Below are 25,945 nucleotides of genomic sequence, written 5' to 3'. Positions count from 1 at the left end.
AACAATTAATCTATCTTATCAATAAATGAAAAAAACACTACTCACCATATCCATAGCCTGTCTCTTCACCTTCACAGCAAGAAGCCAGAATATAGACACTTACATTCAATCCGTAAGAACGGGTTCTTACCCACAAATACCTTCAGCGTTTTTCTCTGGGGATATGAATTTAATGAATCAGCTTACACCATATTACAAAGATTCAATAGATGATGTGAGAGGTAAGGCCTATTACATCGCTTATAGGTCAGCCACTAATACTGATAATCAACAGATCAAAAAAGTAGCTATAGAAGCATTAATTGAAGGTGTAAAAGATAAGGATTCTGGTCTTTCAGGAGATAATATAGAATTTCTCACTGAGTTTGATAAAGACTTGTTTTCAGCCAAAGATCAGCAAGAGCTTTTGTCAGCCTTGAGTACTATAAAATACCATAAGCCAGAACTTATCAAATTAATCGGCTATTTGAATATTTCGGAAGCAGAGAATACATTGAAAAGCTATGCGGCATCCTCAAATCGCAGACTGCAGTGGTCAGCCTTGCTAGCCTTATCGCGCATGGGAGATGAGGCTTCAGCTCAAAAAATCATCAGCATCCTTGAAAACCTCCCGGTAAATGATAACCTGGTCTATGAACTAGCGCCAGATCTAGTCTACACCCGCAACAAAGCGGCCTTTGATTACCTTTTCACCATCATTAACAGCAATGAAAACAACTGCACCTCCGCAGACCCAGATAACGAAGTCGCCATCCTTTGTGGCTACAGAGTAATGGAATACCTTGCCCCACACCTCACCGCCCAGCCCCTCCCCACAGAAGACGGAGAACTGGCAGTAGATAATTACGAGCAAGCCTTACAAGAGTTAAGGGCTTGGTATGCTAATCATCAGTCTGAATATGGTATCTTGGAGGAGGGGTATTAGATTGCTTTTGAGATAAGAAGCCAATTCGCCGTGTCAGAGACACTCGTTACCATTCATAAATCCTTAGTCGCCCTTCGGTAAGACTAAGGATAGCGGGGGTGAACAGATCTTTGACTTTTATAAGGTTGATAGAAGTGGAGGAGTAGATACAGACGGCGCATGGAGCAGAGAGTTTGATACTGAGTACGTTGGGTTAAGCGAAATAGCTAATCGTTTAAAAGCTAAGAAAGGTCAGGTTTACCCAGAAATAACAGGTGAAATATCTATTGCATCTGAACTACCTTACTGTGTGTCTTGTCAAGGTGTTATTCAAGACTTTGCTACTATGTTTCCTAATGTAGACATATACCTAATTGATGGTTTAAAGAACGTTAAATAGATGAAAATTTTTAGAGCATTCTATGCTAACATAGCTGTTATCCAGTATACATTCCACTTTAACAAGGAACACGAGACAGAAATTAAAGCGTATTCGGAGCATTTAGAGGGTGTTCCCTTTGTAACTATAGATTTTGGAGACCTTAACGCAGAATTAGTTTTTAAATTTTCATTTAGATTAGGAGAGATACACAAAGAAGTGCAACTTAAAAATGATTTTCTCTTAGATATGGAACAATATCCGCTTCCACCAAAAGAAGATAAAAACTATAAGTACTAAGTTCTTACATCATATTAATTTTAGCAGCTTTGATAAAATGATCTATGGTCAGAATCAGGCTGCTTTTTTCTTTTTCTGGTAGGTTTAAAATGTCTTGCAGTCGCTGCAGCATTTTTTTGTCTTTGAACAGATCAGCTTGTTCATTTTCTCCTAGCAAATAACCTACCGTAGTATCTAATATCCTGGCTAGTTTTTTAGCCGCTTCAATAGACGGTATCATCTCGTCACGCTCATACTTTCCTATGGTTGTATGTGAGGTATTAAAAAGTTGCGCAAGCTCTTTTTGAGATAACCCATCTAGCGCGCGTAGCGACAGCAATACGCGTGCTACCTATTGGACAAAATTTATAACACCTAACCAATGGATTTGCAACAAAAAACTGGACAATAAGTTAAGCACATTTTGAATAGTTATGGTTATTAAATTGTTCAGGCGTCTTATATCCTAAGTGCGAATGTTTTCTTTTTCTATTATACCATATTTCTATAAATTCGAACAGGTCATTCTTGGCCTGAAAAATACTATAGAAATTGGTATGTTTGACCAGTTCTGACTTCAGTATCTTAAAGAAGTTTTCTGCCACAGCATTATCTCAGCAATTACCTTTTCTACTCATGCTTTGTTGTATACCCTTACTTTTGAGGTGATCTGAAAAAGAATAGGTGGCATACTGCACTCCCCGGTCGGAATGAAATATTAATTGGTTTGTTATTGGCCTATTAATTAAAGCCATTCTCCAGGCTGGCCATATTGTATCATGGCACGCCATAGACCTACTCAATGACCATCCTATAATCTTTCGATCGTACAAATCCATAATGATGGTTAAATACATCCAACCTTGACCAGTGGGGATGTATGTAATATCAGAGACCCATTTATGCCCCGGAAGGTTTGCCTGAAAATCTCTGTTTAATAGGTTTTTAGCTACTGGATAGTTGTGTCTTGATTGGGTGGTAGTTCCTCTGAACTTTCTGCAAATAATACTTCTAATGCCCTGGTTACGCATGATCCTGGCCACTCTGGGGCGAGAGATACGCCAACCCAGGTCTCGTAACTCCTCGGTGATCTTCGGGCTACCATACCTTCCTCTGCTATTGCTGTGTATAGTCCTGATATATGCGGATACCTTTTCATTCTCCAACTTTCTCATTGATGGCCTTCTGTTGCTCCAATTATAGAAACCACTTCTACTGACTTTAAGTACTTTACACATCCTCTCAACACCAAATCTGTGGTTGTATTCCTTTATGAACCGGAATATTTGTTGTCTCCCTTGGAGAAGATGCTTACTGCCTTTTTTAAAATATCCCTTTCTAGTTGGACTTCACGCAGTTCTCGTTTTAAACGGGCTATCTCCTTTTGTTCTGAGGTTAAATTCTGATTACCATGACCTGAAAAACTACCTTCTTTGTACTCATTGTATTCACGTTTCCATCGGGTAACCAGCTCAGTCCTTAAACCAAGCTCATCAGCTACTTCTCTTGTACTTTTTCCTGACAGGCACAGGTTCACTGCCATCTGTTTAAACTCCTTGTCAAACTCTCTTCTTGCTCTTTTCATATTTAGTAAATTTAACTCAAATGCGCTTAACTTACTGTCCAATCAAATGTAGCAGGTCCAAGATGAGGCTTCAGCTCAAAAAATCATCAGTATCCTAAAAAACCTCCCGGTAAATGATAACCTGGTCTATGAACTAGTGCCAGACTTGGTATACACCCGTAACAAAACGGCCTTTGATTATCTCTTCACCATCATCAACAGCAATGAAAACAACTGCACCTCCGCAGACCCAGATAACGAAGCTGCCATCCTTTGTGGCTACAGAGTAATGGAGTACCTTGCCCCACACCTTACTGCTCAGCCCCTCCCCACAGAAGACGGAGAACTGGCAGTAGATAATTACGAGCAAGCCTTACAAGAGTTAAGGGCTTGGTATGCTAATCATCAGTCTGATTATGGTATATTGGAGGAAGGTTATTAGATTGCTTTTGAGATAAGAAGCTAATTCGCCGTGTCAGAGACACTCGTTACCATAAATAAATCCTTAGTCGCCCTTCGGTAAGACTAAGGGTAGCGGGGTAATTAATAAAATTAAGTTATACGTAAAAATAATCGATTAGATTGATGTTACCTCACTTAACAAAATGGTATTATTAAGTAAAAAATTTTAATTTGATATGAGGCAATTTTACTTTTTAATTTTATTATCCTTCATTTTACTAACATCGTGTGATAAAGATGATGAGAGTCTCAATAATAGTGGTGAATTAATCATTACTATAGATAGTATTTCACCTTTATCAGGGCCTTCAGGTACAGAGATTACATTTTATGGAACAAATTTAGATAAAGCAAGTACTACAAGTTCTCTATACGCCTATTTTGGGGAGGAACTTTTAACTGGTGATTATAGAAATGATTTAGCAAAGGCAGGTATTCCGTCTGGATTCGTTGGCGTTGAAGATTCGGTTTATATTGTTTACAAAACATCAAGTTCGGGATCTGTGCCGAAATTTTCATATGCTCCCCAGACCTTTAAAGTTTTGGCCCCAGTTTTTAATGATTTTTATCCTAAAATAGGCTCGCATCTGGATACAATTTCAATAAGCGGAAAATATTTTGGGACTAAAACGAATGATAAGTATGGCGATTTAGAGTTAATTTCTGATTCTACTCGTACTTCTACGTTTAGAGTTATAAGTATTTCTGACACATTAATTAAAATACTACCTCCTTCAAATGTTTATGGAGGGGAATATAAATTCAAGTTTCAATTTGAAAATTATACACATACATTTGAAGATAATTTTAAAACACAGATTAGCTACAATTTTAATGATACCACTGAGGTTGATATTAAAGCAGACCATGTAATGGACATATATGTTTACAGTACTTATATTTATAATACGAATACGGATGAAGAGGCATTAACTTTTTATGTTGATGATATTAAAGTTTTTAATTGGAGTGTACCTATTGGATCTGGGTATCGAACTTATAGAATAAGTCTTCCAGAAGACCTTCCAAGTGGGCCTCATACAATCACAGGAATCTGCAAGGACATTCCAATGTCTCCGATGAATACAGGTGTTGTTTATATCAAATAGCTATTAGCAACTTTAAATGTAAGTATCTAATTGATGATATGAGAATATTCTGGATAGCATTAATTTGACGAGGCTTTTTGAGATAATTAATGATGTTTTTCTTTATTTAATAGTAAACGACTTGCAGCACTGTTTTACTATGGAATGGTTAATTTCTTGAATTTAATTAGAAGGGAATTATGTATGTGGGGTAAATAATTCCTTCTCACTTTATCAGAGTGTGTTTGATCTTACGGCAACTCAACTACTTTATTATAATTATCACTTAATTCCTGATAGTGTTAGGTAGTAGCGCTTTTATAAGAGAGTATCATTTATTGCAACTCTGGATTATTCCTTAAATATAAAAATATCTATTATAGGTGAAGTCTTGCTTAATAACTTCCAGAATATTGAAATCCCAGCCTTGTAACAAAATTCATAATTAACTAAATTGAAACAAGAACAATGGAGGTCAAAATAAAAAGCTCCAATTCGTGTTCCTTAAAAATTAAAATTCAATTAAGTAATTGATATTCAATAATTAATAAGGGGTAGTTGTAATCCAGTCATCCCGACGATTAGATAACCATCTAAGTACAAAACCCTCCAAATTTCACGATTTGGAGGGTTTTTTAATTTTACCTCCTCCAGTAAAACACCTTTATTATCAATGAAAATGAGACCTATACGGTGACCTTTTTTATTTTTTAAATTTAGGTCACCAGAAAGGGCTTAAATTATTGATATTCAGCGAATAACGATCATTCTTTTTAAGGCCATTTGATTCGGTTTTTTAGTGAGTTTCACCGTTTTCTGGTGACCTATTTATCAAATACAACTAAAGGAAGTCATTATGAGGAGTTCAAAAACATTTGGAGTACAATTTATTATCAGGAGAAATAAGCTTAAAAACGGTCTGGTGCCTATTTATGCCCGTATTACTGTAGATTCTGAAAGAGTGGAAGTCTCTATGAAAAAGAGAATTAAAATTGCCAATTGGAATGAATCAGGTGGTCGGGCGAAAGGTACTGCTATGGCGGTAAAGGAACTAAATCATTATCTGGAACAATTTAGATCCGGCATTACTAATAGCTATCAGCAAATGCAGATTGAGAAAAAATTGATTACGGCAGAAGCTCTCAAGAACATGGCTCTTGGTCTGGATGAAGACGGGCACACTATTACTCAGTTAGTTGATTATCATAATACCAATTTCAAGAATGTTTTGTCTGATGGCACCTTAAAGAATTATTATACAACTAAGAAATACCTTCTACGCTACCTTAAGAAACGTTACGGAAAATCAGATATGTATTTGTCTGAGCTTACCTATAAGTTTATTACCGAGTTTGAGCTTTACTTAAGGGCATATCAGCCAACGGATCATCAGAAACCATTGTCTAATAATGGTGTGATGAAGCACCTTGAAAGATTGAGGAAGTTAATACGGTTGGCTGTGAGGTTAGAGTGGATGGTAAAGGATCCATTTGAAAGATATCAGCTGAAATTTAATAAAGTTGAGCGCGGTTTTCTGGATCAAGATGAGTTAATAAGGTTGCAGGATAAGAAGTTCGAGATAGCCAGGTTGGATTGGGTGAGGGATCTATTTGTTTTTAGCTGTTATACTGGCTTAGCGTATATTGATGTAATGAAGTTGACGCCAGAAAATCTAAGTAAGGGGGTAGATGGTAAATTATGGATAATGACCACCAGGCAAAAGACGCAGCAGAAAGTAAGTGTTCCGATCTTACCTAAGGCAATGGAAATTATAAGTAAGTATAAGGAACATCCCAGAGCTGAAATTAATGGAACACTATTTCCTGTCATATCAAACCAGAAGCTTAACTCTTATTTAAAGGAAATAGCTGATTTATGTAGAATACGTAAAAACCTCACTTTTCACCTAGCCAGACATACCTTTGCTACCACAGTCACTTTAAGTAATGGAGTGCCAATAGAATCAGTTAGTAAAATGTTAGGGCATACTAAAATTACTACAACCCAGATATATGCTAAAGTGGTAGAGCATAAAGTGAGTGAAGATATGGGATTGCTTCAGGAGAAGCTGGCCAATTCGAGAGGAATAAGTAAAGGTTAGGATAAAAGTTACGAATGATTACAATCAATATGTTGAGGGGGGATTGCTGGAAGAGCTAATGAGTTTGTTGAAATGAAATATTGATAATAGGAAGTGATATTTGTCTATTTCAAGTCAAAATTGAAAAGCTCACTCATATTAATTTCCAAAGCATTTGATATCTGTAAAAGGTAATAGATGGATGGATTTACCTTACCCTTCTCTAAACGGTTGATACTTTGCCTATCCTTGTTGCAATAGTGTGCTAATTCTGTTTGGTTCAGCCCTTTCGTTGTTCTTAAATAAGCTATCCTTTCTCCGAGTCGTTTCTGCAATATTTCTTTCTTGATAGCCATTAGCTTTATGTATATGGCAAAAAAACAATTAAGCTAGAAATATTATGTAAACGAATTTGTTTACAACCTTAATTTTTTTATCTTGGGATTTGATAGAATAATAAATTAACTATGACACAGGTTAGGATGAAATTTGAATTTCATGATTTCAAAAGAGGACACATTCCGGTTTTAAATGAAATCTATTCTCAACACAGCCGCCGCCTTTTCTGGATAGGAATGAACCTGATTAATGACAGCTTTATGGTAGATTCATTATTGCAAGATGCTTTTTTAAAGCTGTGGGTGAAACGAGATAGTATTCAATCTCCTGATCATATATTCAATTTTCTTCGATTTGTGATTACCAGAGAGTGTATTACCTATTTCACTAGCTCAAAGACTAAGTTTATTCGCAAACTCAATTCACTAGAGGCGTTTGACAACTACCAGGAGTATATGGCTGGTTATGATCCTGAAATTGAAAGGGCGAATTATCAGGCTCAAGAACAGGAGCAGCAGGCCTTTGACAAGGTGAAAAAAGTGCTGCCTTTGCTGGATTCTGAAAGGAGGCATTTAATAACGCTTTGTCTTGAAAATGATTTCAAGTATAAATTCATAGCCCAATTGATGGGGAGGAATATTCAGGAAATATACCGTGAAGTGAATATGGCTATTGAAGACATAAAAAAGATAATAAAGCATGGTGCTAATAAACGTCAGCCTGCTTTAGGAATGAAGATACAGGGGACCATGACCGAAGAACAGGCCGAGGTGTTGAAACTGCGCTGTGAGAAAAAGTATTCTTTTGCAGCCATAGCCTCACAGCTTAACCTTTCTCAAAAGGAAGTTCATCATCAGTTTATGACCGCCTATAAAGTAGTTCAGCAAAAACATCAACAAGCATTACAGTCCGTTTAATATGGATAAGTCTACCATCAAACTAACGCGAAAAATTCAGCTCTTGATAGACTTGCCTACGCAGGAGGAAAGAAAGCAGAATTTGGATAAGCTGTATCAATGGCAGAACCGTTGCTTCAGGGCTGCAAACCTGATTGTGTCGCATCTTTATACACAGGAGATGATCAAGGATTTTTTTTATTTGTCTGAAGGAGTGAAATATAAGCTGTCAGATGAAAAGAAAGATGATGCTGGTATCTTACAACGTTCTCGTATCAATTGCACCTATCGGGTAGTTTCTAATCGTTTCCTGGGAGAGGTACCTACCAATATCCTTTCTCACCTCAACAATACTTTGATATCTGCTTTTAATAAGAATAAAGGTGAATACTGGAAAGGAGAGCGATCCTTAAAGAATTTCAGGAGAGATATGGCCTTTCCTTTTGGCGCAGAATGCATTGGCGGATTAAGGCATGTTGCTGAGAAAAAGGCATTTTGCTTTCGTTTATTTCAGATTCCATTTCGTACGTATTTGGGCAAAGATTATAGTGGAGATAAACATCATTTATTGAATCAGATCATTAAAGGCGAAATCAAGCTTTGCACTTCTCATATAAAACTGAAAGATGGTAAGGTGTTTTGGCTGCCTGTCTTTGAGATAGAAAAGAGTCCTGAGGAGGTGAAGCCGGAGCTTATTGCTGAAGCATCGTTGTCTTTGGAATATCCTATCGTAGTGAAAACCGATAAGGTAAAACTGACTATAGGCACGCGCGAAGAGTTTTTGTACAGAAGGCTGGCCATACAGGCGTCTATAAAAAGAGCGCAGAGAGGGGCTACCTATAGCCGTTCGGGGAAAGGGATTAAAAGAAAGTTGAAAGCAGTGGACAGGCTCAGGGAGGCGGAAAGCAATTATGTGTCTCATCGTTTACATGTTTATAGTAAGAAGTTGATTGACTTTTGTGTTAAGCACCAGACAGGAACACTTATTCTTATGAATCAGACAGAAAAGAGCCAGGTGGCCAAGGAAGAAGAATTTGTGTTACGTAACTGGAGTTATTATGAATTGGTGAATAAGATTAAATACAAAGCTGCAAAAGCAGGTATTGAAGTAATAGTGGATTAAATCACTACATAGAGGGTGCTTGTACGCCCGTAAGGTGAGGTATGAAAAATACACTCACTAAATGCCAAAGGCATATACAACGCGTGGGTGCTCTTGTTTTATTTTTCATTGATGTGCCAATAAAATTACACTTGTAGATCTGGTGAAGGAATTCCCAATGTAAAAGGTGATGGTGTCGGGAAAAGGCAAGCGGGTAATAATTAACAATACTAAACATAACATTTGCTTTTGGTGATGTAGTGAAGATAAGTAGCTCAATTTTATCTATAGGTATAGTCTATGGTGAGTCTCCTGGTATTTTTTTGAAAAAATAATTAGCCAATTTCTCGAAGCCGGTTTACTACGTTCCTTCGTTCACCCGCTTCTCCAAACGCACCATAAGATTAAGGCAGGCCTCCCTTGATAATTACATAAATCAAAACAAGATATAAGAGCTGGACTGATTAAGTCCAGCTTTTTTTGTTATAAATCTGAACACCTTCCGGAGACTGTCAATTCATCTCTGTCTAAACTTTGGATATAAAGAAATAATGTTTAGACTAAAGAGCAATGAACAAACAAGAGAAAGAAGAATTAAAGGAAAAAGCACTTAAACAATTTTTAAAAGGAGAATCTCTATTTTGTAAGGACCCCTAAAAATAGGACAGTTTAAAAGTAGAAAAATTTAATTAAATTTAAACTGTTCACTATGAAACGAAAGAAATTTTCACCCCAACAGATTGCCAGCATCTTGAAGGAATTTGATGCAGGTAAGACCGCGGCTGAGATCAGCCGTGAGCATGGTGTTAGTCAGGCAGCCTTCTACAAGTGGCGCCAGCGATTTGGAGGTATGGATGCTTCAGAGTTACGGAAGCTAAAAGAGCTTGAAGAGGAAAATCGCAGGCTCAAACACATGTATGCGGAATTAGCCCTTGACCTTAAGCTTGCTAAAGAGATCATCGAAAAAAAGCTTTAAAGCCCTGCCAGAAAAAGCAGCTAGTTACGGAAATAAAAAGGGAATTTAATTACGCGATCAGCATCAGCAGGGCGTGCCGGGTTTTAAATCTTGCCAAATCCGTCTATTATTATTCATCTATTAAAAATGATGAGCCTATTATGGCTGCTTTAAAAGAAAAAGCAGAGCAGTTTCCCAGAGAAGGTTTTTGGAAAGCTTTCAGGCGACTTCGCAATGAGGGGCATCAATGGAATCATAAGAAAGTACATAGAGTCTATAAATCCATGGGATTAAGTATGCGTAGAAAGACAAAAAAAAAGACTGCCCGCAAGAGTGAAAGAGCCTTTGGAAATACCGCCTGTAATCAATCATACCTGGTCTATTGACTTTATGAGGGATGCTCTATTTAACGGCAGAAAGTTTCGATCTTTCAATGTAATGGATGATTTTAACAGGGAAGCGCTACATATAGAGATTGACTATTCTCTTAAGAGCAATAAAATAGTATGGGTTTTAAACCATTTAATTAAACGTCGAGGCAAACCTGAGCGGATCAGGATGGATAATGGCCCTGAATTTATTGCAACATTAACTAAGGAATGGAGCCAAATGCACGAAATCGACTTCATTTATATACAACCAGGTAAGCCCACTCAAAATGCCTACATAGAAAGGCTGAATGGCACCTTCAGAAGAAATGTATTGGATGTGTATCTTTTTGATGATATAAATGAAGTGCGTGAAGCTACTGAAAAGTGGATGAATGACTATAACTTTTTCAGGCCTCATGAAAGTCTGAATGACTTGAGTCCGGTGCTGTATGCACAGAGGGCGTTAACAGTGGATAACTCTATCGAGTTACCCACAATTAACACCTGATTTCAATAATAATAATTGTTAGAAATCTATACATTTACACAGTCCTAATTTGGGGGTGCTTACAAATGGGCTTATCATAATTCTTACGATCTCTATAATTGGGGTAGTTATCACTATCGAGTACCTGGGCATCACTATTGACTACTTGAGCATAACTGCAAAAGCTGCCAAGCATGCAAATTGCTAATGATAATATTAATGTTGAATTTTTCATAGATTCTGTTTTTTATTAAGTTGATTTCATTAAGCTCATGGGTGCTATACTGTATGGTACAAGAGCTTCATTGTCTAGTCTTTTTCTATACTTCGTAAACGTTTGATACGTGGCTGAATTAGTGACTGCCTACATGGCGTAATGCTCATTATTTGCCCAAATACTTCTATAGGCACTATTCAGTTTTTTAATGCAGAGGAAGTATTCGATATAATTTTCAAGACCTCTACAAAGTAGAGCTTATTTTAGCCAGTATTACTTACAGACTAATATTGAAGAGTTATATAGATCACAGGTGTGTACAGGAAAATAGGGGTGTCTAGTATTTTATAGACTAATTGCAGCTGTTTTTATGCCTGCAAATAATTTAGCAAATTTAGGAGGAGTATGTATGCTATGTTGCTGATGATAATGTGCCTTTTTAAAATGTTTATAACATGGATTATGGGTTACTTTATCCAAAGTCATAGAGTCTTTTTGCTTCAGCTTCTTTAAATTCCATAATAAGTTGTAACGCATCTTGAACCGCATCGCTACACAAGACCAGAAGGGAGCCTTCCTCCGCATTTTTTATAGCGCTGGTTATGGCTTCTTTTTCTGAGCTAATCATGGATACCGGCTTATTAGGTTCTACACTTTTTATCCCATCATAAACCATTTCAATAATTTCTTCTCCCGTTTTACCCCTCAGGTTTTTATCTTGCCTAATAATGATCTTATCAAACATGCTGGCTGCTACTGCACCTATTTCCATGTTGTCTTCTACTCTTCTATCACCAATTCCTGCAATGATGCCAATTTTTGGATAGCCTTCCATTTTATCGATCATTTGTTTTAGAGCCAGTAGCCCTGCTGGATTATGGGCATAATCCACTAATACATCAAAGTGCTTGAATCTGAACATGTTGAGTCTTCCGGGTGTAAGCGCAGGTGATGGAATAAACGACTCTATGGCAAGCTTAATATCTTCTATAGAAAAATTTCGAATATAGGCGGCAAGTACCGCAGGAAGCAAATTTTGTATCATAAAAACCGCTTTACCTTCAAATGTCAGGGGCACATTTATAGCTTTAGAAACTCGCATTTTCCATTCTCCTTTACAGATAGTGATATATCCGTTTTCATAAATCGCTGACAAACCTCCAGCTTTTCCGTGTTGGAGGATTCTTTCATTATGCTCATTCAAAGAAAATAAGGCGACATTAGATTTTACACTTTTTCGCATTTCATATACTAAATCATCGTCTGCATTTAGTATGGCATAGCCATGAGGAAATACCGTATCAGGTATAACACTTTTTACCCTGGCCAGCTGCTCTATTGTTTGGATGCCTTTTAAGCCCAGGTGATCAGCGGCAACATTTGTGACGATACCAATATCGCAATTTTTAAATCCTAAACCCGCTCTTAACAAGCCACCTCTTGCTGATTCTAACACAGCAAAATCTACCGTAGGATCTTTAAGTACAAATTCTGCACTGGCAGGTCCGGTGCAATCCCCAGCCATCATCAGCCTGTTTTGGATATACACGCCGTCAGTAGTGGTATAACCTACCTTGTAGCCCTTCATTCTAGCCATATGTGCAATAAGGCGGGTAGTTGTAGTTTTTCCATTGGTGCCAGCCACGGCTATTATAGGAATTCGCGATGAAGAACCAGGTGGATAAAGCATGTCCAACACATGGCCGGCTACATTTCTTGGTAATCCTTTAGTGGGAGCCAGGTGCATTCTAAATCCCGGACCTGCGTTCACTTCCAAAACAGCGCCTCCAGTTTCAGGGAGAGGCTGACCAATATCTGTAGTTATAATATCTATACCACAGATATCCAGGTCAATAATTTTGGCTATACGCTCTGCCATAAAAATATTATAAGGATGTACCAGGTCAGTTACATCTTCAGCCGTGCCTCCTGTACTTAGATTAGCAGTATCTTTAAGCTTGAGTGCCTCGCCTTCTTTTAGTACAGAAAGAGGGGTAAGTCCCTTTTCTTCTAAAATATTCAAGGTCATATCGTTTATCTCAATAAGAGTAAGTACTTTTTCATGTCCATAACCACGCTTAGGATCTTGGTTTGTCAAATCTATAAGCCCTTGGATAGTTGATTTCCCATCACCAATAATATGCGCTGCAGTGCGTCTGGATGCTGCTACCAGCTTATAATTAATAACCAATAAACGATAATCTTCACCTTCTAAATATCTTTCAATGATAATAGCATTAGAAATTAACTTTGCAGCTGCAAAACCGTCCACTGCATCATTCCAGGTTTGAATATTTGTAGTAATTCCTCTGCCATGGTTGCCACTTACTGGTTTAATTACCAGTGGATAACCAATATATTCAACTGCCGCTTTTAATTCCTCTTCTGTTCTTATAATTTCTCCCTTGGGAACAGGGATTTCCGACTTCTCCAATAGAAATTTGGTATCCTCTTTATCGCAAGCGATTTCCACCCCAATGTTACTGGTTTGGCTGGTCACCGTAGCCTGAATTCTTTTCTGGTTCACACCATAACCCAATTGGCACAGTGAATTCTGATTTAAGCGCATCCATGGAATATTTCTGACTTCAGCTTCTTCTATAATAGAACCAGTACTCGGCCCAAGTCTTACTCTTTCTCTTATTTGCCTCATTGCTTGAATATCTGCTTCCAGATCGTAAGGCATGTCTTCTACCAGGGCCATGGCAAGCTTAACGGAAGCTTTGGCCGCATATAAGCCCACTTCTTCTTCCATGTAAGAGAAAACCACATTGTAAACTCCTTCCTCTCCATAACCGCGAGTTCTACCGAAGCCAGTATCCATTCCTGCTAAGGTTTGGATTTCCAGTGCTATGTGTTCAATCACATGACCGATCCATGTCCCAGCTTCAACCCTCATGAAAAATCCTCCAGGGCACCCTTCAGAGCAGGTATGTTCGTGCAGAGTAGGTAGCTTTTCTTTTATTCTTTCATAAAAACCATCAATAGTATTGGTAGGTCTCTGTTCCATATCACCAATGTCTAATACCATCACTATTAACTTATGCCTGTTTACAGACCAATAATTGGGACCCCGAAGGGCATGTATTTCTCTTATAATCATTTAGATGGGATTAGTAAGCAGGCGGGTTATTATTTTATATAAATGTAGCTTTTTTAATAGAAATAATGGCCACTTTTGTTATAGTATATATAATATATTAAAAAATTACAAAGTAAGTGTTGAAAGGAATATTAATACCAGTAGGTGGGAGTGAAGCAAAAGGAAAGAGTGAGAAGACAGGACTCGATTTTATTGAGGAGGGTATACTTGCTAATGTAGTTAAGGAATGTGGCGGACCGGACTGTAAAATTATAGTCATACCCACGGCGTCAAGCATTCCCAGAAAGGTTGGAGCTAATTATCTGAATGCTTTTAAAGAACTAGGATGTACTAATGTTTCCGTTTCTAATATTGTCGACCGAGATCAGTGTAATGATCAGGAAACGTTAAAGCAGTTCCAAGACTCACATTGTGTCATGTTTTCTGGAGGGGATCAGTCCAGAATTGCTGATATCATTGGTGGTACTGAGTTACATGCATTGCTAATGAAGAAACTGAGAGAAGAGAAATTTGTGATAGCTGGTACCAGTGCTGGCGCTATGGCTATGTCTCATCAAATGATTGCTGGTGGGAGTATTAAAGAAGCCATTATTAAAGGTGCCGTTTTAATGAGTAAAGGGCTAGGATTTATGCCTGAACTTGTTATTGATACACATTTTATAAGAAGAGGGAGGTTTGGGCGATTGGCAGAAGCTATTGCTATACACCCCAAATTAATAGGGATTGGGCTGGCTGAAGATACAGGCCTTGTCATTAAAAATGACCACTTCAAAGTAATTGGTTCCGGTATGGTGGTGGTGCTAGATGCCAGTGAGTTAACACATAATGCGCATGGACATTTAGAGAATGGAACGCCTATTTCGCTCTCAAATCTCAAAACCCATATTTTGGCTAATGGAGATCAGTTTAGGGTAGAAGACGAAAAAATATCAGTTATCTCCATCCATGGTTCGATCTTCTAACTATCAAGCATATATATATACTTGGTTCTTACCTTGAGAATTTCTATGTCCTCGATACATGCCTTCGGTATTAAAAGATAAAGAAGTGTTTCCTTGAGAATCAACTGCGACTAAGCCGCCATCGCCACCAATTTTAGGTAAACGATGTTGAATGACTTCCTTGCAGGCCGCAGCTAGGCTTAAGTTTTTATACTCCATCAGGCAGCTTACATCATAGGCCACAACACCACGAATAAAGAACTCTCCACTACCGGTGCATGACACAGCGCAGGTGAGATTGTTCGCGTAGTTGCCAGCACCAATCATTGGACTATCACCAATGCGACCAAATCTCTTATTAGTCATGCCACCGGTAGAGGTGGCTGCAGCCAGGTTGCCATATTGATCTAAGGCTACAGCCCCTACGGTGCCGAATTTTTCATCTATATTAGACGAATGGTCCAATTGAAACTGGTCGGTATTTTTTAATCTCTGCCACTGTTTATAGCGAAATTCATCATAAAAATAAGAGGCGTCTTCAAAATTGCAGCCCATTTCACGAGCAAATTCTTCAGCACCCTTACCTGACAAAAATACATGTCCTGATTTTTCCATGACTAACCTTGCTAGCTTTATAGGGTTTTTTATCCCCGAGATAGCCGATACAGCACCGGCCTGAAGGTTCTTTCCTTCCATAATAGAAGCATCCATTTCATGAGTGCCTGCAGCGGTAAATACAGCACCTTTCCCGGCATTAAAAAGTGGGCAGTCTTCAAGAAAGGTAACTACTGCTTCCACTGCATCCAGAGAAGATTTGCCTTTTTCCAGTATTTTATAACCTATATCTAACGCACCTTGCATCGCCTCCAAGTAAGAATGTTCTTGCTCTGGGGTTATGGATTTTTTTAGAATAGTTCCTGCTCCACCATGAAGAGCCAATGCTATATTGGTCATATTAATAAGTCTGAAGTTCCGCAAACAACTTCTGAAGCTCTAATCTGGTTTTGTTAAGTTTAAGAGCCAGATTGTCGAGCATAGACTCCTTCTGGGATTCTTCAAATTCGAAATCTTCATCACATAAATTTGAGAATCTTCTCTTCAGCATGATCTTCTGTTCTCTCCAACTTCTTGTTATTTTAGTCATTGTGGTATCATTTATTGTAATTGTTTTTTTAAGATGTCTTTGAAATCCAATATTTAAAGAAAAAGTGATGGCTTGATTTTTTACAGGCACATTTCAATTTTTTAATAAGGGTTGAATAAATCAGATGCTCATCAAGACGTATTGAATGCAAATTTTATAAAACATAAAATTTGTTATTTTCCTGATTAACAGCTGAAATTACTTCTTTATTAAGCAATTCCATGATATTACTTTCAATGGTTTCTGCTATGGCGGTCATAGGTGTATCTGTAGCAATATTTTCAAAGGGATCCTGCATTCTAAATGCCGCTTTCTCTAAAAAGAAAAATACTGCGGAAACAATCAACAAGATGAAAAACTGAAGTATAAAATGCTGTAGTTCAAAGGCCACTGATAATGATAAAAAAACCACAAACAAATAAATGGTTGCATGAAGACCATATCTATAAATAGATGGAAATACAGTGTTTTTTATTCTTTCACATTTTCCCATAGATGCTGTCAGTCTGGCTAATGTCTCTTCAATTCTAATTTGGGAGAATTTATCAAGCTCTTCAGATTGTAATAGCCTTTTAAGACTTGCACTTTGCAGAGATAAAATGCTTAACGGTATATTCAAATGGTTTTTGATATGTTCAAAATCAGATTCTGATAGCGCTTGTTTTAGTGTATTCATGGATTCGGTTTTTCTTAGATGTCTTCCCAAGCAATAGCACCAACTTATTTGTCTCAGACTCATTGTGTGTATCGCTCTATTTTCAGAATGCAAATACATCTGTAGTTGTAAAACTAATGTTCTGCTATCATTCACAATTTCCCCCCATATTTTTCGCGCCTCCCACCACCTTTCATATGACTGATTAATCATGTAGGAGAGAAGTATCGATATAGCCACGCCTAGTGTAGTAGCAATATTGATGGGTATTTCAGAAAAAAATGAACCAAAAATAAGAGGAAGAATAACTGAGGCGATAGCAATTAGGGTAACTGAGATCAAAGGGGTTTTAAGTTCACTGATGATGTAAGATATAGGAATATTTTTCTTTAGGATCATTATATTAAAATTGTTGTGAGTAGTAAATGTATTGTAGAACTTAACTTATGCTAAGATTAATGGATTAGCATGCCTGTGCTATAATACTTTGTGATTAACCTTAATTAACTACAGGAATTATCTGATATATCACCAATAGATGATAACAGATAGAGTTGGCGGCATCTCATTTTCGGAAATATCTAAAGTTTCCATTCCATTTTCCCTAGTATTCTTAGCATTTTGATGTGAGCAATAATGGCAGATAGAAAAGTTTTTTTAGAATGATAGGGGATGCCATATTCTTTAGCTGTTGCGGCTACAATACCTGACAATTTGCGATAATGCATATGGCAGATATTTGGAAATAAATGATGTTCAATCTGATAGTTTAAGCCACCTATTAGCCATGAAAAGAATTTGCTTCTTGGCGAATAATTGCTAGTAGTTGCCAATTGGTGCACTGACCAGTTGTTGGCAATGAGTCCTTCATTATTGGGAAGCGGATAGTCATTATTAGGCATCACATGAGCGGTCTGAAAAACGATGCTTATAAGCAGGCCGGTAACAAAATGCATACTCAAAAATGCCAGTAATATTATCCACCAGGCAAGTGGTACCATAATTAATGGTAAAATCAGAGTATAAGAATAATATAATAGTTTCCACGCACCTATCTTTAACATGGTCCGTTTCAGTTCTTTTTTGCCATGGAAAAAGCCCATTTTCTTATACCGACTTGTCCTCACGAAATCCTTGGCAGTGATCCATGAGATAGTTGATAGGCCGTAAAAAAGCCAGATATAGATGTATTGGAATCGGTGTATCCAGTACCTCTTAGCGTGCGGTGAAAAACGCAGGAAGATAGGGGCATTAATATCGTCATCTGATTCACTAATGTTAGTATAGGTATGATGTAGTACATTATGTTGAATCTTCCAAACGGTGGCATTAGCTCCGATTAAATTCATGGTATAGCCCATCCATTGATTTACTTTCTTTTTTTTAGAGAAAGAGCCATGAATAGCATCGTGCATAACCCCCATACCTATGCCAGCCATTCCTAAGCCACTCAAAATATACAAGCCAAAAAGTAATAATGAACTCGTAATAATCCCAGTATTAATGAGGATTAAGGGTACAAAAAAAAGGGTCAGCATACATAGAGATTTAAAAATCATGCCTCCTTTGCCTTGCTTACTGAGATTATTTACTTTGAAATAATCGTTAACTCTTAACTTCAGTTTTTCTGAAAATTCAGAGTTTTTATCTATTGTGAATTTAGGGTTCTTAGTCATGTCCTGGTATAACCTGCCCCATAGCTATTAAGTTCATATGCGCCCATATGCTTAAGCTGAACAGTTATGCGGCGTAAGTGGATTGAGCACCTTTAGCACATTCATGTCAGAACGATACTATTAAAGAAACCAACAAGTAATAAGTGATTACAAGACACTACATCAGGTTTTGTTGACTACTGAACTGTAAAAGTCTTCAGCATTTGAGCTGATGCTCATAGTAATTCGAGTATGTAAAATTCTTTCGGAATATAATTCATATAAATACTGCAAAGGTAACTGCTGACACAGACAATTCTCCACTGCTTGTCCCGTTAATTATATAAAGAAAAATAAATATGGCGAATCAACAAGATTTAGATTTTACTTATACCATTATTGATAAAATATTTCGCTTGAGCATTGGAGAATCTGGCGACTACAGCGGAGCGAAATATGACGGGGACTTTACCATGTCTCTAGAAGATGCGCAAAGAAAAAAACACAAATTCATTGCTGATAGTCTTAATATTAAAGACGGCAGCAAAGTGCTGGATATGGCTTGTGGTTGGGGTCCTTTATCTAAATATGTTACTCAGGAAAGAGGAGCTACAAGTATAGGCTTAACCCTGTCAGTAGGCCAAGCCAAAGCATGCCAAAAAAATGGGTTGAATGTTCTAGTGAAAGATTGTCGCTACATTCAACCAGAAGACTTCGGAACGTTTGATGCCATTGCCTGTGTAGGGGGACTGGAGCATTTCTGCTCTATCGAGGAGTGGAAGGCTGGAAATCAAGAAAAGGTATACAGAGACTTCTTCAAAACGTTATACAATTTATTGCCTATGGGTGGTAGATTTTATATGCAGACTATGACTTTTAGTAAGCATATGGTCGGTTTGGAGGATATAGATATTAATGCCAAAAAAGGATCTGCAGCTTATTTATGTGCTTTAATGGTAAAGGAATTTCCAGGGTCGTGGCTGCCATACGGTCCTGAAATGGTCATTCGAAATGCTGAACCTCATTTTAAATTAATTTCTAAAAGTAGTGGAAGACTGGACTACATTGAGACTATCGGCCAATGGAGAAAGAAGTTCAGAAAGTTTAACCTGAAAAAGTATTGGCTATACTTATCCCTACTTCCCCAATACTTAACCAATAAAAAATTTCGACATCAGATCGCTATATTTCGGGTGAGCCCCAACAGGGCTTGCTTTGAACAGGAGATAATGGATCATTATAGATTAGTATTCGAAAAAATATAGCTTACAAAATCAACGGACTAATACTAAAAATACTGCTACCAGTTTCTCGTTTTTCCCACCTTATATACTCATTCATCTGGTAGGTTAAATATGAGATTTATGTAAATCGCTGAATTAAAAGTGTAAGACATTTGCCACCCGTTGGCAGAATATTTCAACTATAATGACACTAAAAGAAGACATAAGGGAATAGAGGATCAAATACCAGAAAAAAGATACTATCTATTCGAAATACAAGTAGCCTAAATCATGAAATTTAACTAACTATTGTTAAACTTAAATATAAGCTAAACCTGTCCTAAGTAATGAGGGACATCATTAACAGAAAAAGGAGTTCTCAGTTTTATACTTGGTGCCGTGTACCTCATCGAATTAATAGCGTAAAATATTTATCCATTAGTGATTGTAACTATTTCGGTTAGCCTTACAGTAGGCTATCTGAATCTTTATGGTAAGAAGATTAATAATATTTCTTGGAGAAGATAAAACCTGCTTAAAAAATGACATAACTTTCTCTAATTAGAGCTATACTTGTGAATTGCCCCATTTTGTTGAAGTCCAACAGATCAAAAAGAAAGACCAAAACATTTCACCGTCTTGGCCTTAAAATATTAAATATTATTCATTAATAATAATGTTAATCATTGCTTCCTAAACTTAGAGTTGTATCTCCAATCGTGGGTATAATAATGACGTCTATCCTACGATTTTGTGTTCTTCCCAGCTTGGTTTCATTGTTAGCTACCGGTTTACTCTCTCCATATCCAGTGGTGCTAAACCTGGATTTATCAATATTTATATTAGCACTTAAGTAACTAAGGACAGCGGCAGCTCTTTGTTCAGAGAGCTCAAGGTTATTGTCATCCGCTCCCTGAGAATCAGTATGCCCTTCAATGACTACGCTGGCATTATCAAAGGTACCAATGGCCTTTTCAAGCTTAGCCAACAGAGCATAGTCTTCTTGTTTTATTTCTGCTTTGCCTATGTCAAAATTGACTCCCACCATTCTGATGATAATATTATCCTTTTGACGGAAAACAAGCGCTTCTTCAGCATTAAATATTTGTTGAATCTTGTCGAATTTACTGTCTATATCAGCGATACGATCAATTCTGGCTTGTAATACCTGCTGTCTTTTCTGGGCTTGCACGGCATCTTCAGAAAGCTGACCTTCCATGTTTTCCTGTATTTTTTGTTGTTCAGCTAGCATTTCTGTCATATTTTGGTTGGCCATTTTGCTGTTATAAAGCTCGGCTTCCAGGCTTGAAATTCTGAATGCATCCTTGTTTGTTTTGGTCAATATTTCAGACACAGGACCCTGTATACCTTTGTCAAATTTTAAATCGAGATTGAGGTTTTCACCTATTGTGTTTAAGGGCTCATATACCATAAGAATATAATCTTCTGCTTCGAAATCCCGGTCATCCAAAATCTCCTCTTGCTGGGCAATGTTCATGGCTAATGATGCTTTATATTCAGCTTGCTTAGCTAAATATCTTGCTTCATCTGTATCGTAACGATTTTCTACCAGCTCTTTCTCTGCCTGATTAATTAGTCCTTTAGCTTCATTAAAAGTTTTAGGGGCACGTTTATCTACTTTATTATCATCAGCGTGTTCTAATAATTTTTTTGCCTTGGTAAGGTAATTAGCTTTTATAGATTCAAGCTCCGCTTTTCTATATAATTCAGAGGCTGTACTTGCTTTTTCCTTGGCGTCATCAGCATCTCCTTTTTCAAGTTCTTCGGCCGCATCTTTCATGGTTTCTTCAGCCTCCATCCAGCTGTCTTTGCTAAAGGATCCTGCTTCTGCATTAATAGCATCTTTTCTGGCAGATAATGAGTTAGCAAACATAACCGCGCTTACTTTAGAATTATCGATGGCCTCTGTAAATTTTCCACCTGCCTGGGTTATATTTTGTTTAATTTCAGAGATTTCTCCGTCGTCTTTGTAAGCATCCTTAGCCTTTTTATAGGCCTCCATACCTTCTTCGTATGCTTTGGGAGATAATACATCGGCTTGTGATTCCGTGGCAGCTAACATGATCTTGTCCACATCATTAAAAAGCGATGTTTGCATTCCTTGGCCATAAATATAGGCGCCAGAAATAAACATGACCGTTATGGTGGTTAATAATTTTATTATTTTTCTCATATGATTTTTATCGATTTTAATCGACTTTAACTTCTAAATAGTTGGTTTATATACCGAAAAGAATTTTTATTTCTTTTTAGCTATGATAAAGTTCACTCATTTATGTGAGGAGTATGTTATACAATCATTCTTGTATATTACATATATCACACACCTGTCGATATATCACTCTTAATCAACGAAATTCTTCTTTTTTATCTCCAAGAGTCCATCTAAGGTTAAACGGCATATGGATTCATTTTTTGTTTTAGAAAATAAACAACTCGTTTAAAAGGGTTACGAGGATACCACCCCAATAATGAGGCGTCATTGATGTAAATGGGGTTATCGGGATGGTATTTACAAACTACGAATTCACTTTTATTAAACTCTATGGTGGCCTTCTTTCCACTCTTGTTTTGAATATGGAGCGGCAACCCCATAGACATGATTATCATTTTATTCATATTGGTAAGGTTTACAATTACCTATACGAATTCCATACAGTTAATTGACTAAAACCTGTGATCTATATAATACTCCTGATTTACTCTGTAAGGGGTTGCTTGTAAATCATTGGCAACTTTGCAACAGTGGTTTCTGAAATACAATTTAGCAAAACCCTTCTATTCTACCCTTTAAATAACTTATCATGAAAAGATCATTAATGTCTGTATTTATTTTATCCGGGCTCTTGTGCACGGTGCTATCAGGATGTACACCTGCAACAGACGAACCCTCAAAAGATATAGAGCTCATAGACCAAAACCCTGAAGAAGATATGATTCAGGCTAAGGATGATTATCTCACCGAAATTGAGCAGTATAAAGCTGAGATGTCATCAAAAATCGATGAAAATGAGCGGGTTATATCTGCATATAAAGACAGTGTGGATACTGGTCCAAGGTTTAATAAAATGGAATACAAAGTGGAGATAAATCACCTTGAAACCAAAAACAATGAACTGAAAGACCGCCTGAATGATTACGAAACTGATGGGGAAAGTGATGATTGGCAAACTTTTAAATCCGAATTCAACCACGATATGGATGAAATGGGAACGAGTTTTAAAAACCTGTTCGAGAGGAATGTCGAATAAGCATTTTAAACAAAACTTAAAATATTTGAATACTGATAGCAATTTATCAGTATTCAAATTTCTCCTTTAAAAATAATTATCATGAAAAATCCAGAATTGGAAAAGGCTAAAGTCTTCATTATTGTTGAAATAATAGAATATATACCCAATTCAGTGTTGATTAAAACAATTATTAAAAAGACTACCGGTAATGTGAGTGCAGTATCGTTTGACTCTGGTGAGACGTTAAGCGAAAAGACCACTCCATTCGATAATTTTATACAGGTCATTGACGGTGAGGCTGAAGTAGTGATTGATGGAAAATCAAATCTTTTAAATACCGGTGAATCTATCATTATCCCCGCGCATACTCCTAATATTATTAAAGCTAATGTAAGAGTTAAAATGATCTCCACCATAATTAAAAGTGGTTATGAAAATTTAAGTCTGGATTAAGGTCTAGCATCAGCCCTAAGAGAAGACTTATGAAACCATGCAAAATTGGCATAGTCAACAGATGCATGCGTATCTGTACTGCATTTACAGGGGCTTTTCAGACTGTAGCAAACTAGGTGAGAGCAGTGTTTTTAACATAACACCCTTCTTGTAATCATTCTCGCATAATCTACCATCTGTGAATTATGTAATAAGTCAAAACAAATATGCAAATAGGCCGAAAGATATTAGGGCCATCTTTACAGTAAGTAAAATGAATAACGATTAAATCAAATTAAAAATGTCAAAAGAAAAAGAAGGTAAATCGAAATCAGATAAGACAGCCCCCACTAAGAGCCTTAAGGAAAAAAGAGCGGCAAAAGTAGCAAAGAGAAAAGAAAAGAAGGATAATGAATAATTACCATTATTTTATAATATCAAAACTATTTTATTGAGCCCTGTCAATGTTATCTATGCCTTATGTGAAGCTTGAAGCATTTATTACTCTTAGGGGGTGTAGTTATCAATGTTGATGATTTGGATAAACCAGTTCTTTAGCTTTGATAAACTATACTTTTCCTAATGATATTATTTTATCATTAGCATTTGCCTTAAACATTTCATCTCCAGAACCTCTAAATTTTTAAAACCCAAGTTATTGACAAGCGAGTCAGGGAGTGCTTCGGATGGCTCTGCAACAGAAGGGCCTTTGGAGGTGAATGAGGTCAAGGTGATATCATTCATCACAACCTATCGACCAATTGTGCTGCTGCTTATCGCCTACTATACTGTTGCAATACAAATAATCAATAACCAGAGAGAGGCTCTGCTGTCATAGAGCTTTAGATAGAGGCATTATGTCTATTAAAAAAAGGTGAATCAACGGCTATGAAAATGTAGTGAAATACTACATTATACTGAGTCATTACTAATTAACATTGGTTATCAACTTATGAGAGTATCAGTAATTCGTAAAAACATTAAATTCATGCCAGATCCGAGCAGGGTGGTGGCTCGTTATTTTATGAATGGTGATGAGCGCACTATAAAACTCATTAACAATATCATGATAATGAGTGATACAGAAGTGTATTTTATACTGGAGCAAACTTTAAGGGAATTTGCCAGCCGGCACAGAAACATAAGTAAGGTTTTTTTTAAACATTGCCATAATTTAAAAGGCCTTATTGAACATATGGGGATTTCTTTTAATGAGTTGTCTGATGAAAGAAAGATGCTCATTGGCTCTTACACTACCATGGAATATTCTATTGAATCGGCAGCTTTCTTCAATCCTTCTATGGTAGAGGACTTTGATCAATCGTACCTTAATGATGGGGAAAAGAGGGTAATAATATCTTTTAGAGCTACGGGTGAAGGCCACCTTTCTTCAATTGTTTTCAGAAGGGGAATACTTGACAAGAATAATGATCTGCAAATTATGAAAACCGGAAGCCATATAGACAAGGCTGAGATCATTCATAAAAAGCTATATAATAAAAAGCGATTTATCAGGAAGCTAGAGGAAATGCAGATTCCCTATAGATATTCCAAAAGTATTATGCAAGATTTGCCTGATAGATTTGAATATTTCGCTCTTCATGAGGCGGTTAGTAAATTATTGAAGGACCATGAGCTCAGTACTGATAGAAGATTGGCATTACAAGAAGTTACGTGGTTAGCTGATTCTTTTTATGATGTTCAGTTTACGCATGACTCAGATATAACTGAAAGGGTTATTTTTCCACTATCAATGGCTGAAAGTAAAGGTATAGAAGATGCGCGTTTTGTGAAATTCACGGATGACGATAATTCTGAAAAGGTCTATGCTACCTATACCGCGTATAATGGACATACTATTCTTCCCAAGCTCCTTTCCACTGAAGATTTTTATACCTTCCGAGTCATGCCGTTACATGGTGATGGTGCTCAAAATAAAAATCTAGCAATGTTTCCAAGAAAAATAAAGGGGAAATTTGTTATGCTGGCCCGTATAGATGGAGTTAATAATTACCTCATGTACTCCGATAGGAGCACAGTTTGGAATGATCCAATAATTATTCAGAGCCCCAAATTCCCGTGGGAGTTTACACAAATGGGTAATTGTGGTTCTCCGATATATACGAAGGAGGGCTGGTTAGTGATTTCTCATGGGGTTGGGCCAATGCGGCGCTATTGTATTGGAGCCTCACTCTTTGACCTGGATGATCCCTCCAAAGAAATAGGTAGGTTAAAAGAACCTTTACTTTCACCTAACGAGGATGAAAGGGAGGGATATGTCCCTAATGTGGTATATTCTTGTGGCTCACTGATACATAATAACAACCTTATCTTACCTTATGCAGTATCCGATTATTCTTCTACTTATGGCGTAGTGGACATGGAGGAATTACTGACAGTATTAAAAAGTTAAAA

Annotated in this window: 26 protein-coding genes and 1 pseudogene; 14 read left to right on the top strand and 13 right to left on the bottom strand. The window is 37.1% G+C overall.

Annotated elements, in window-relative coordinates:
* Nucleotides 1–25 precede the first annotated feature (25 nt).
* The 3 genes from LVD15_RS04150 (at nucleotide 26) to LVD15_RS04145 (ending at nucleotide 1,583) form a co-directional block, all read left to right on the top strand.
* Nucleotides 26–925: a HEAT repeat domain-containing protein gene (locus LVD15_RS04150; protein WP_233779061.1), complete on the top strand. Its 900-nt coding sequence runs from the start codon at nucleotides 26–28 to the stop codon at nucleotides 923–925.
* Between the two features lie 106 nt (nucleotides 926–1,031).
* On the top strand, nucleotides 1,032–1,304 hold the full coding sequence (locus tag LVD15_RS27255; protein WP_370687412.1) for a deaminase domain-containing protein: 273 nt from the start codon (nucleotides 1,032–1,034) through the stop codon (nucleotides 1,302–1,304).
* Nucleotides 1,305–1,583: a hypothetical protein gene (locus LVD15_RS04145; RefSeq protein WP_233779060.1), complete on the top strand. Its 279-nt coding sequence runs from the start codon at nucleotides 1,305–1,307 to the stop codon at nucleotides 1,581–1,583.
* A gap of 4 nt (nucleotides 1,584–1,587) precedes the next feature.
* On the opposite strand, the gene LVD15_RS04140 is transcribed toward LVD15_RS04145, so the two are convergent.
* The 4 genes from LVD15_RS04140 to LVD15_RS04130 all read right to left on the bottom strand — a co-directional run bounded on the left by LVD15_RS04140 (nucleotide 1,588) and on the right by LVD15_RS04130 (nucleotide 3,147).
* A complete protein-coding gene (locus LVD15_RS04140; RefSeq protein ID WP_233779059.1) occupies nucleotides 1,588–1,902 on the bottom strand; it encodes a helix-turn-helix domain-containing protein in 315 nt (104 codons plus the stop codon).
* 73 nt (nucleotides 1,903–1,975) lie between these two features.
* Nucleotides 1,976–2,167 (bottom strand): IS3 family transposase, encoded by a 192-nt coding sequence (locus LVD15_RS27250; protein ID WP_370687398.1) that lies wholly within the window; start codon nucleotides 2,165–2,167, stop codon nucleotides 1,976–1,978.
* Between the two features lie 9 nt (nucleotides 2,168–2,176).
* Entirely contained in the window at nucleotides 2,177–2,836 is a 660-nt protein-coding gene (locus tag LVD15_RS04135; RefSeq protein WP_233780930.1) for an IS3 family transposase, read from the bottom strand.
* On the bottom strand, nucleotides 2,833–3,147 hold the full coding sequence (locus LVD15_RS04130) for a transposase (protein WP_233779058.1): 315 nt from the start codon (nucleotides 3,145–3,147) through the stop codon (nucleotides 2,833–2,835). Before LVD15_RS04130 ends, LVD15_RS04135 begins: the two co-directional genes overlap by 4 nt.
* 136 nt (nucleotides 3,148–3,283) lie before the next feature.
* Here LVD15_RS04130 and LVD15_RS04125 point away from each other — a divergent pair, with 136 nt between their 5' ends.
* The 3 genes from LVD15_RS04125 (at nucleotide 3,284) to LVD15_RS04115 (ending at nucleotide 6,777) form a co-directional block, all read left to right on the top strand.
* The gene (locus LVD15_RS04125) at nucleotides 3,284–3,568 is read left to right on the top strand and encodes a hypothetical protein (RefSeq protein ID WP_233779057.1); all 285 of its coding nucleotides are present in this window, start codon (nucleotides 3,284–3,286) and stop codon (nucleotides 3,566–3,568) included.
* 196 nt (nucleotides 3,569–3,764) lie between these two features.
* Entirely contained in the window at nucleotides 3,765–4,697 is a 933-nt protein-coding gene (locus LVD15_RS04120) for an IPT/TIG domain-containing protein (protein WP_233779056.1), read from the top strand.
* A gap of 835 nt (nucleotides 4,698–5,532) precedes the next feature.
* On the top strand, nucleotides 5,533–6,777 hold the full coding sequence (locus LVD15_RS04115; protein WP_233779055.1) for a site-specific integrase: 1,245 nt from the start codon (nucleotides 5,533–5,535) through the stop codon (nucleotides 6,775–6,777).
* A 104-nt stretch (nucleotides 6,778–6,881) separates the two neighbouring features.
* Here LVD15_RS04115 and LVD15_RS04110 read toward each other — a convergent pair whose 3' ends face one another.
* A complete protein-coding gene (locus LVD15_RS04110; RefSeq protein ID WP_233779054.1) occupies nucleotides 6,882–7,112 on the bottom strand; it encodes a helix-turn-helix domain-containing protein in 231 nt (76 codons plus the stop codon).
* A gap of 126 nt (nucleotides 7,113–7,238) precedes the next feature.
* Here LVD15_RS04110 and LVD15_RS04105 point away from each other — a divergent pair, with 126 nt between their 5' ends.
* From LVD15_RS04105 to LVD15_RS04095, 3 genes and pseudogenes are all read left to right on the top strand, one after another.
* Nucleotides 7,239–8,012 carry an RNA polymerase sigma factor gene (locus LVD15_RS04105; protein ID WP_233779053.1) on the top strand — a complete coding sequence of 258 codons (774 nt, stop codon included), beginning with the start codon at nucleotides 7,239–7,241 and terminating at the stop codon, nucleotides 8,010–8,012.
* 1 nt (nucleotide 8,013) lies between these two features.
* On the top strand, nucleotides 8,014–9,114 hold the full coding sequence (locus LVD15_RS04100; RefSeq protein WP_233779052.1) for a hypothetical protein: 1,101 nt from the start codon (nucleotides 8,014–8,016) through the stop codon (nucleotides 9,112–9,114).
* Nucleotides 9,115–9,802: 688 nt separating this feature from the next.
* A pseudogene (locus LVD15_RS04095) lies at nucleotides 9,803–10,927 on the top strand (IS3 family transposase).
* Nucleotides 10,928–10,961: 34 nt separating this feature from the next.
* Here LVD15_RS04095 and LVD15_RS04090 read toward each other — a convergent pair.
* Complete coding sequence (locus LVD15_RS04090; protein WP_233779051.1) at nucleotides 10,962–11,141, bottom strand: hypothetical protein; 180 nt, start codon at nucleotides 11,139–11,141, stop codon at nucleotides 10,962–10,964.
* Between the two features lie 454 nt (nucleotides 11,142–11,595).
* The gene (cphA, locus tag LVD15_RS04085; protein ID WP_233779050.1) at nucleotides 11,596–14,226 is read right to left on the bottom strand and encodes a cyanophycin synthetase; all 2,631 of its coding nucleotides are present in this window, start codon (nucleotides 14,224–14,226) and stop codon (nucleotides 11,596–11,598) included.
* Nucleotides 14,227–14,345: 119 nt separating this feature from the next.
* Here cphA and LVD15_RS04080 point away from each other — a divergent pair, with 119 nt between their 5' ends.
* A complete protein-coding gene (locus LVD15_RS04080) occupies nucleotides 14,346–15,188 on the top strand; it encodes a cyanophycinase (RefSeq protein WP_233779049.1) in 843 nt (280 codons plus the stop codon).
* A 3-nt stretch (nucleotides 15,189–15,191) separates the two neighbouring features.
* Here LVD15_RS04080 and LVD15_RS04075 read toward each other — a convergent pair whose 3' ends face one another.
* The 4 genes from LVD15_RS04075 to LVD15_RS04060 all read right to left on the bottom strand — a co-directional run bounded on the left by LVD15_RS04075 (nucleotide 15,192) and on the right by LVD15_RS04060 (nucleotide 18,642).
* Nucleotides 15,192–16,121, bottom strand: a complete 930-nt coding sequence (locus LVD15_RS04075; protein WP_233779048.1) for an isoaspartyl peptidase/L-asparaginase family protein — start codon at nucleotides 16,119–16,121, stop codon at nucleotides 15,192–15,194.
* A 1-nt stretch (nucleotide 16,122) separates the two neighbouring features.
* Nucleotides 16,123–16,311 (bottom strand): hypothetical protein, encoded by a 189-nt coding sequence (locus tag LVD15_RS04070; protein WP_233779047.1) that lies wholly within the window; start codon nucleotides 16,309–16,311, stop codon nucleotides 16,123–16,125.
* Between the two features lie 154 nt (nucleotides 16,312–16,465).
* A complete protein-coding gene (locus LVD15_RS04065) occupies nucleotides 16,466–17,365 on the bottom strand; it encodes a bestrophin family protein (RefSeq protein WP_233779046.1) in 900 nt (299 codons plus the stop codon).
* 182 nt (nucleotides 17,366–17,547) lie between these two features.
* Complete coding sequence (locus LVD15_RS04060) at nucleotides 17,548–18,642, bottom strand: fatty acid desaturase family protein (protein WP_233779045.1); 1,095 nt, start codon at nucleotides 18,640–18,642, stop codon at nucleotides 17,548–17,550.
* A gap of 338 nt (nucleotides 18,643–18,980) precedes the next feature.
* On the opposite strand from LVD15_RS04060, the gene LVD15_RS04055 reads away from it, so the two are divergent.
* Entirely contained in the window at nucleotides 18,981–19,886 is a 906-nt protein-coding gene (locus tag LVD15_RS04055; RefSeq protein WP_233779044.1) for a class I SAM-dependent methyltransferase, read from the top strand.
* A gap of 637 nt (nucleotides 19,887–20,523) precedes the next feature.
* Here the strand turns inward: LVD15_RS04055 and LVD15_RS04050 are convergent.
* Both LVD15_RS04050 and LVD15_RS04045 read right to left on the bottom strand, forming a co-directional pair.
* On the bottom strand, nucleotides 20,524–22,038 hold the full coding sequence (locus tag LVD15_RS04050; RefSeq protein ID WP_233779043.1) for an OmpA family protein: 1,515 nt from the start codon (nucleotides 22,036–22,038) through the stop codon (nucleotides 20,524–20,526).
* Nucleotides 22,039–22,256: 218 nt separating this feature from the next.
* Complete coding sequence (locus LVD15_RS04045; protein WP_233779042.1) at nucleotides 22,257–22,484, bottom strand: hypothetical protein; 228 nt, start codon at nucleotides 22,482–22,484, stop codon at nucleotides 22,257–22,259.
* 185 nt (nucleotides 22,485–22,669) lie between these two features.
* Here LVD15_RS04045 and LVD15_RS04040 point away from each other — a divergent pair, with 185 nt between their 5' ends.
* From LVD15_RS04040 to LVD15_RS04030, 3 genes are all read left to right on the top strand, one after another.
* Nucleotides 22,670–23,116, top strand: a complete 447-nt coding sequence (locus LVD15_RS04040; RefSeq protein ID WP_202244961.1) for a sll1863 family stress response protein — start codon at nucleotides 22,670–22,672, stop codon at nucleotides 23,114–23,116.
* Between the two features lie 81 nt (nucleotides 23,117–23,197).
* A complete protein-coding gene (locus tag LVD15_RS04035; protein WP_233779041.1) occupies nucleotides 23,198–23,551 on the top strand; it encodes a cupin domain-containing protein in 354 nt (117 codons plus the stop codon).
* A gap of 931 nt (nucleotides 23,552–24,482) precedes the next feature.
* The gene (locus LVD15_RS04030) at nucleotides 24,483–25,943 is read left to right on the top strand and encodes a glycoside hydrolase family 130 protein (protein WP_202244964.1); all 1,461 of its coding nucleotides are present in this window, start codon (nucleotides 24,483–24,485) and stop codon (nucleotides 25,941–25,943) included.
* Nucleotides 25,944–25,945 lie beyond the last annotated feature (2 nt).

The sequence above is a fragment of the Fulvivirga maritima genome, assembly GCF_021389955.1.
Lineage (GTDB): Bacteria > Bacteroidota > Bacteroidia > Cytophagales > Cyclobacteriaceae > Fulvivirga > Fulvivirga maritima.
This window is presented reverse-complemented; position numbering and strand designations above follow the sequence as displayed.

Coding starts and splice junctions, on each gene's coding strand:
- LVD15_RS04090 (WP_233779051.1), bottom strand. CDS start 11,141: ATGAAAAATTCAACATTAATATTATCATTAGCAATTTGCATGCTTGGC.
- LVD15_RS04045 (WP_233779042.1), bottom strand. CDS start 22,484: ATGAATAAAATGATAATCATGTCTATGGGGTTGCCGCTCCATATTCAA.
- LVD15_RS04145 (WP_233779060.1), top strand. CDS start 1,305: ATGAAAATTTTTAGAGCATTCTATGCTAACATAGCTGTTATCCAGTAT.
- LVD15_RS04070 (WP_233779047.1), bottom strand. CDS start 16,311: ATGACTAAAATAACAAGAAGTTGGAGAGAACAGAAGATCATGCTGAAG.
- LVD15_RS04040 (WP_202244961.1), top strand. CDS start 22,670: ATGAAAAGATCATTAATGTCTGTATTTATTTTATCCGGGCTCTTGTGC.
- LVD15_RS04120 (WP_233779056.1), top strand. CDS start 3,765: ATGAGGCAATTTTACTTTTTAATTTTATTATCCTTCATTTTACTAACA.
- LVD15_RS04060 (WP_233779045.1), bottom strand. CDS start 18,642: ATGACTAAGAACCCTAAATTCACAATAGATAAAAACTCTGAATTTTCA.
- LVD15_RS04115 (WP_233779055.1), top strand. CDS start 5,533: ATGAGGAGTTCAAAAACATTTGGAGTACAATTTATTATCAGGAGAAAT.
- LVD15_RS04075 (WP_233779048.1), bottom strand. CDS start 16,121: ATGACCAATATAGCATTGGCTCTTCATGGTGGAGCAGGAACTATTCTA.
- LVD15_RS04035 (WP_233779041.1), top strand. CDS start 23,198: ATGAAAAATCCAGAATTGGAAAAGGCTAAAGTCTTCATTATTGTTGAA.
- LVD15_RS04150 (WP_233779061.1), top strand. CDS start 26: ATGAAAAAAACACTACTCACCATATCCATAGCCTGTCTCTTCACCTTC.
- LVD15_RS04130 (WP_233779058.1), bottom strand. CDS start 3,147: ATGAAAAGAGCAAGAAGAGAGTTTGACAAGGAGTTTAAACAGATGGCA.
- LVD15_RS04065 (WP_233779046.1), bottom strand. CDS start 17,365: ATGATCCTAAAGAAAAATATTCCTATATCTTACATCATCAGTGAACTT.
- LVD15_RS04030 (WP_202244964.1), top strand. CDS start 24,483: ATGAGAGTATCAGTAATTCGTAAAAACATTAAATTCATGCCAGATCCG.
- LVD15_RS04105 (WP_233779053.1), top strand. CDS start 7,239: ATGAAATTTGAATTTCATGATTTCAAAAGAGGACACATTCCGGTTTTA.
- LVD15_RS04100 (WP_233779052.1), top strand. CDS start 8,014: ATGGATAAGTCTACCATCAAACTAACGCGAAAAATTCAGCTCTTGATA.
- LVD15_RS04055 (WP_233779044.1), top strand. CDS start 18,981: ATGGCGAATCAACAAGATTTAGATTTTACTTATACCATTATTGATAAA.
- LVD15_RS04050 (WP_233779043.1), bottom strand. CDS start 22,038: ATGAGAAAAATAATAAAATTATTAACCACCATAACGGTCATGTTTATT.
- cphA (WP_233779050.1), bottom strand. CDS start 14,226: ATGATTATAAGAGAAATACATGCCCTTCGGGGTCCCAATTATTGGTCT.
- LVD15_RS04110 (WP_233779054.1), bottom strand. CDS start 7,112: ATGGCTATCAAGAAAGAAATATTGCAGAAACGACTCGGAGAAAGGATA.